Source organism: Terrabacter sp. P5_B1 (assembly GCF_056400505.1).
In genome coordinates, this window is record NZ_JBFULD010000011.1 from 22,634 (window position 1) to 28,633 (window position 6,000).

Consider the following 6,000-nt stretch of genomic DNA (forward strand, 5'->3'; position numbering starts at 1 on the left):
GTTCACACGGAGACCCGGACGGCGACCGTGACACAGACGGCAACCGCCACCGCCACCCCGTCCCCGAGTGAGACCGCGACGCCGACGCCCGAGGCCGTGCCGACGGCGGCGCCCACCAGCGGCACCACCTGGTGGCCGTGGTTGCTGCTCGCGCTCGTCGTGCTCGGCGCCGTGGCCTGGTTCCTGCTCCAACGTCGCCGTGCGCAGGTCCAGGTCCGCGCCTGGGACGAGCGACTCGCCGCTGCGGAGCAGGAGGCGTCGTGGGTCGAGGACTCACTCACCCCACAGGTCCTGTCCCGGACGAGCACCGCTGAGGCCCAGTCGATCTGGACGGCCGCGCAACCCCGACTGCTCGAGACCGACGCGACCTTCCACACCCTGACGACGAGCGCACCGGATGCCGCTCGCGCCGGGCACGCCACGGATGTCCGCGAGCTCCTGCGCACTCTGGTCGAGGCGGTGGGAGCCGACCTCGCGGCGCCCGCGGACGGCGGACCCGACCAGTTCAGGGCACGGCGGGCCGTGGTCGACTCCGCTCGCGGTCGACTGCGCACCACGTTGGGGGCTGCCAGCGGCTCCGATCCCTCCGAACCCGGGGAACGTCGCTAGTCTGGAGCCGCAAAACGTGACAAACCAGACAGGGGCCTCTCGATGCGCGAGGAACGTCAGGCGCGCCGCACCCAGCCGGTGCTTCCGGCCACCAGCCGCTGGGCGCAGGTCGACTCCGACTTCCCGGTCTTCGCCGTCCGGGAGTGGGCCGCCCGCCTCTACGAGCAGGAACGGCTGAAGCGTGACGCGGCGCGGTGGCGACTCGCGTGGCCGTTCGCCGCGGCCCTCGCTCTCGCCGCCGGTGCGGCTGCGGTCACGAGGCTCGCGCCGGCCTCCGGGTCCGAGATCGTTCGAGGGGCTGCCGTCGTGCTGGCCGCTTCGGCCGTCGGCGTGACCGTCGGCGGCCTGCTCCGACTGCGCGCCACCCGTCGGCGACAGGCAGTCGCCGCAACACGACCGGCGACCGTCGAGAACCTCCCTCAGGCCGCGCGCGCGGCAGTGCTCGACTCCCCGCGGCTACGCTTCCGCCGACCCACCGACGGTCCGAGCTTCGCCGCGGTGCGTGACGGCGTGGCCGCGGTGGCACCGATGGGCGAGTTCGCCGCCTCGGTCCTCGTCTGGGCCCTGGTGATACGGGACCGCGTCGACGGGACGCTCGAGGACTGGGTCGTCGGGCGTCGCACCTGAGCCGTTGCTGCCGCTGGTATCCCCGGTCGATGGGCACGCGCCGTCGATGGGTGACGGCCTTTGTCGTGACATGCCGGGCTTCTGCCCCAGGACGGCCCGAAACAGGTGCGCGAACCCCGTCCACCCCGCTCCCGACGGTGCGACATTGGTGGGTGGCGACGTCCGCCGCCACAGGTCGCTCATAGGGGAACCATCATGAAACGACTCATCACCGTCGTCGCGGCCGCAGCGCTGACCGTCAGCGCCGCCGTCGTCTCCGCCCCGGCGCAGGCCGCCTCGGGCGGCGTCGCGACAGCCGCCGACAGCGCGTCGACGCCGTATGTCCCGCCGCCGATCAGCTGGGGATCCTGTACGAACCCGACGCTCGTCCGCTATGGCGCCCAGTGCGGCATGGTCACGGTGCCGCTGGACTACGCGCACCCCCACGGCACCCTCATCCAGCTGGCCGTCTCCCGGGTGACGCACACGACCCCGCAGTCGGCATACCAGGGCGTCATGCTCGTCAACCCCGGCGGCCCCGGTGGATCGGGCCTCGTGTACTCCATCCTCCAAGGGTTCATCCCGAACAACGCGGGCAAGTCCTACGACTGGATCGGCTTCGACCCGCGTGGGGTCGGGTCCAGCGTCCCGGCGCTGTCGTGCAACGGCAACTACACGGGCTATGACCGGCCGTTCTACGTGCCCGTGAACTCCCGGCTCGAGAACGCGTGGCTGACCAGGACGAAGAACTACGCCAAGGCCTGCACGGCCGCCGGCGGTCGGCTGCTCGACCACCTGAAGACCACGGACAACGTCGCCGACATGGAGAGCATCCGGATCGCGCTGGGGCAGAAGCAGATCAACTTCTACGGCTTCTCCTACGGCACCTACCTGGGCCAGGTCTACGCGACCCTGCACCCCGACCGGGTTCGCCGCTTCGTCCTCGACAGCAACGTCGACCCGCGGCGGGTCTGGTACCAGGCCAACCTCGACCAGGACTACGCCTTCGACACGAACATGGGCATCTACTTCGACTGGGTCGCCAAGCACGACGACGTCTACGGTCTGGGCAACGACGGCCACGCCGTCGAGCGCACCTACTACCGGATCCTGAACCAGCTCCGAGGGCACCCGCAGGCCGGGGGGACGATCGGGCCGGACGAGTGGACCGACGTGTTCCTCTCCGCCGGCTACTACGTCTACGGCTGGACCGACATCGCCGACGCCTTCTCGGCAGCGGTGAACCACGGCGACTACAGCAAGATCAAGACGCTCTGGGACAGCGCCAACCCGCAGGGACCGGGCGCCGACAACGGCTACGCGATCTACCTCGCGACGTCGTGCACCGACGCGCCGTGGCCGAAGAGCTGGTCGGTCTGGCAGCGGGACAACTGGCGGGTGTACGCCAAGGCGCCGTTCGTGACGTGGGCCAACGCGTGGTTCAACGCGCCGTGCCGCACCTGGTCGGGCAAGTCGGCCGAGCCGGTGAAGGTGTCCGGGCGGCACGCGCCGCCGATCCTGCTCATCGACGAGACGCACGACGCAGCCACCCCCTTCGAGGGCAGCCTCGAGGTGCGGTCCCTCTTCCCGAAGTCGGTCCTCATCGAGGGCGTCGGCGGGACGACGCACGCCGGCTCGCTCTCGGGCGTGGCCTGCACGGACAACAAGATCGCGGCCTACCTCGCCACGGGCGAGCTGCCCGACCGCCGACCCGGTCGTCGCTCCGACGTGCAGTGTGACCCGGTGCCCCAGCCCGACCCGTCGGCAGCTGCCTCGGGGGCAGCCGCCTCAGGGTCCAGCCACGCCTTGCTGGGGGCCGCGCTGAGCACCCGGTGACGATGGCGGCGTCCGGGCCCCGGCCCGGTCGCCGCCTCTCCCGGCACGTACGGCCTGTTGGCTACGCGGTCCCGGAGCTGCCCCGCCGAACGACCGAACGTCGATGCGGGACGAGTAGCCCGCCTGCGGCATACTGGGCGCGGGTGGCGTCTCGCCGGAACCACACGTCCGTCGTTCCGACCTGACCTCCCGCCCCGGGCCTCTAGCTCAGTCGGTAGAGCATCGGACTTTTAATCCGCCGGTCGTCGGTTCGAGCCCGACGGGGCCCACCACACGGTTGTCTCGACGAACGCGCGTCGTATGCCGTCCGCTACGACCCGGGTCACGCCCGCACGGGCGCACCACCCGGCATACGCACGCCTCAGGCACAGCCGCACACTGAACACGAGGTGCGGCTGGCTCGATGGTGTGTCGACCGACTCAGGCGCCGGACGGCATACGCCCGCTTCTCCCGTGGCTCAGTCCTCGACGACCGTCGTCATGACCCAGTCGCGCACCTGCGGCATGTCCTCGAGGTGCTCGACGATGTAGTCCTCGTGCTCGGCCAGCTGCGCCTCGCACCACCTCTTGACGTCGCTGGACCCGCGGACCTGCCGGCCGGCGTTGTTGATGGCGTCCATGACGAGGTGGTAACGGTCGACCCCGTTGCGCACCACCATGTCGAAGGGCGTCGTCGTCGTGCCCTCCTCGCTGAAGCCGCGCACGTGGAAGCGGTCGGCCTCCGGACGCCCGTGGACGAGCTGGTGGATCGCGCCGTGGTAGCCGTGGAAGGCGAAGACGACGTCGACGTGGTCGGTGAACAGCTCGCCGAAGCGAACGTCGTCCATGCCGTGCGGGTGGCTTCGCGCCCGGGGCAGCGTCATGAGGTCGACGACGTTGACGACGCGGACCCGCAGCTGCGGCAGCTTCTCCTTGAGGATCTGGGCCGCGGCCACGACCTCCATCGTCACGACGTCACCGGCGCAGGCGAGCACGACGTCGGGGTCACGGTCACCGTCGTCGGTGCCCGCCCAGTCCCAGATGCCGGCCCCGGCAGCGCAGTGCGCGATGGCGTCGTCCATGCTCAGCCACTGCGGCTGCGGCTGCTTGTCGATGACGATCAGGTTGACGTAGTTCTTCGACCGGAAGCAGTGATCGGCAACGGAGAGAAGGCAGTTCGCGTCCGGGGGCAGGTAGACGCGCGACACCTCGCCGCGCGCGTTGAGGACGGTCTGGATGAGCCCCGGCCCCTGGTGCGAGAAGCCGTTGTGGTCGTTGCGCCACGCCGTGGAGGTCAGCAGGATGTTGAGGCTCGGCACCTTCGCGCGCCAGTCGAGCTTGTTGGCCTCCTGCAGCCACTTGCTGTGCTGCACCGTCATCGACGCGCTCACCATGGCGAACGCCTCGTACGTCGCGAAGAGCCCGTGGCGCCCGGTGAGGGTGTAGCCCTCGAGCCAGCCGTGGCACGAGTGCTCGGACAGCACCTCCATCACCCGGCCGTCGTGCGAGAGCTTGACGTCCTCGTCGGTGACCCGTTCGGCCGTCATCCGGTCGGAGACGTCGAAGACGGCGCCCACCCGGTTGCTGTTCGTCTCGTCGGGGCTGAAGAGGCGGAACGTCGTCGGGTTGCGCACGTAGAGGTCTCGCATCAGCTCGCCGATCGCGCGCGTCGACTCCTCACGAGTGCTCGCCGGCGACGGCACGTCCCGGGCGTAGCCACGGAAGTCCGGGATGTCGAGCTCGGTCGTGAGGACGCCGCCGTTGGCGTGCGGTGACGCGCTCATGCGAAGGTCGCCCTCCGGGTTCGCCTGCAGGACAACGGCGCTGGGCTTGCCGGACTCGTCGAAGAGCTCCTCGGGTCGATAGGACCGCATCCACGTCTCGAGGAGCGCGAGATGGTCGGGGTTGTCCTTGACCCCCGAGAGCGGCACCTGGTGCGAGCGCCACGTGCCGGTGACCTTGACTCCGTCGACCTCCGCGGGGCCCGTCCACCCCTTCGGCGTGCGCAGCACGATGAGCGGCCACCGCGGGCGCTCCCCCATGGTCCAGCCGTCTGCGCGCGCCTCCCGCTGGATGCCGCGGATCCGGTCGTAGGCGACTCCGAGCGTCCGCGCGAAGCGCTCGTGCATGCCCGGCACGTCATCACCCTCGACCTCCAGGACGTCGTAGCCGTGGCCCTCGAGCAGGCTGCGCACCTCCGCCGGGTCCTTGCGGCCGAGCACCGTCGGGCCGGCGATCTTCGCGCCGTTGAGGTGCAGGACCGGCAGCACGGCGCCGTCGCTGCGCGGGTTGAGGAAGGAGATCCCCTTCCACGAGCCCTCGAGCGGGCCGGTCTCGGCCTCCCCGTCCCCGACGACGGCGAGCGCGAGGAGGTCGGGGTTGTCCATGACCGCCCCGAACGCGTGGACGAGGACGTAGCCGAGCTCGCCGCCCTCGTGGATCGAGCCGGGGGTGGTCACCGACACGTGGCTCGGGATGCCGCCCGGCGCGGAGAACTGCCGGAAGAGGCGCCGCACCCCGTCGGCGTCACACGTCACCCTGGGGTAGACCTCGGAGTAGGTGCCCTCGAGATAACCGGCCGCGACGAGCGCGGGACCGCCGTGCCCCGGGCCGGTGAGGTAGATCGTCTCCTGGCCGGTGTGCCGGATGACCCGGGACATGTGGGTGTAGACGAAGGACAGGCCGGGACTCGTGCCCCAGTGCCCCAGCAGGCGCGGCTTGATGTCGTCCGGCACGAGCGGACGCTGCAGGAGCGCGTTGTCCTGCAGGTAGATCTGCCCGATCGTCAGGTAGTTGCTGGCCCGCCACCACGCGTCCATCGCGGCGATCTCGTCTGCGGTGGGGGCCGGCACGGAGGTCGCGGTCGTCGTGCTCGTCGTCGTCACAGCAGGGCCTCTCGTGGGGAGTCGTCCGTCCCGTCGAGCCTCACGGACCGCAGCCGGGCTGGCAAGGGCCGGGACAGAGCAGTGG

4 protein-coding genes and 1 tRNA gene are annotated in these 6,000 nt (G+C 70.7%); 4 read left to right on the plus strand and 1 reads right to left on the minus strand.

The genetic code is table 11. The annotated features are described in order from the left end of the window. Positions 1-27 precede the first annotated feature (27 nt). From AC1DP0_RS02005 to AC1DP0_RS02020, 4 genes are all read left to right on the plus strand, one after another. A complete protein-coding gene (locus AC1DP0_RS02005; protein WP_478082223.1) occupies positions 28-609 on the plus strand; it encodes a hypothetical protein in 582 nt (193 codons plus the stop codon). Positions 610-651: 42 nt separating this feature from the next. After that, positions 652-1,236 carry a hypothetical protein gene (locus tag AC1DP0_RS02010; protein WP_478082224.1) on the plus strand — a complete coding sequence of 195 codons (585 nt, stop codon included), beginning with the start codon at positions 652-654 and terminating at the stop codon, positions 1,234-1,236. A gap of 195 nt (positions 1,237-1,431) precedes the next feature. After that, positions 1,432-3,051, plus strand: coding sequence for an alpha/beta hydrolase (locus AC1DP0_RS02015; RefSeq protein ID WP_478082225.1), 1,620 nt, complete (start codon positions 1,432-1,434; stop codon positions 3,049-3,051). Between the two features lie 196 nt (positions 3,052-3,247). Beyond that, positions 3,248-3,323: transfer RNA gene (locus AC1DP0_RS02020), tRNA-Lys, on the plus strand. A 186-nt stretch (positions 3,324-3,509) separates the two neighbouring features. On the opposite strand, the gene AC1DP0_RS02025 is transcribed toward AC1DP0_RS02020, so the two are convergent. Continuing rightward, positions 3,510-5,915, minus strand: coding sequence for a phosphoketolase family protein (locus AC1DP0_RS02025; RefSeq protein ID WP_478082226.1), 2,406 nt, complete (start codon positions 5,913-5,915; stop codon positions 3,510-3,512). Positions 5,916-6,000 lie beyond the last annotated feature (85 nt).